The organism is Cupriavidus sp. 8B (genome assembly GCF_054589115.1).
On record NZ_BAAILO010000386.1, the window covers coordinates 1 to 497 of the forward strand.

General features: G+C 60.0%; 1 protein-coding gene. It reads right to left on the reverse strand.

What is annotated here, in order from left to right; all coding sequences use genetic code 11:
* Window positions 1–496, reverse strand: a 496-nt coding sequence (locus ACYP5B_RS37420) for a transposase (RefSeq protein WP_459572933.1), incomplete at its 3' end; no start/stop codon positions are given.
* Between the last annotated feature and the right edge of the window lies 1 nt (window position 497).

The window sequence follows — 497 nt, forward strand, 5'->3', positions numbered from 1 at the left end:
ATTGCAGGCGGTCCAGATGCTCGAACAGGATCTGGCGTTCGTTCTCGTGCACGCTGTGCAGTGAAGCAGCGAGCATGATCTCGGCCCCGGGGAGGTACAGGCCGAAGGCGAGTTGATCGCGGGTGGCGGCTCGAGGGAGATGGCTGTGGCGGATGGCGAAACGCAGATGTGAGGCATCCGCGGCGATTAGCCGAAACCCATGCCAGCGTGGCAAATGGTTGGATACGTGCTCAAGCAGCCAGTCATTGAGGTGAGCAAAGATATCACCGCTGAGTTTGCTCCGAGCCTGGGCGAAGGCTTGTTCACTGACGCAGCGACGCAAAGTGTTCTGGCGGGCGAGAGCGGCGAAGAATTGATCGAGTTCGGCTTGCATGCCCATGCGCAGGTTGCCAAGCATGAAGGCGATCAGGGTGGGCAGGGTGAGCTTGCGATGACGGGTGAAAGCGGCGGGACATTCAGGATGGCGGGCATGGTCTTGAAAGACCTTGGTATGCAGG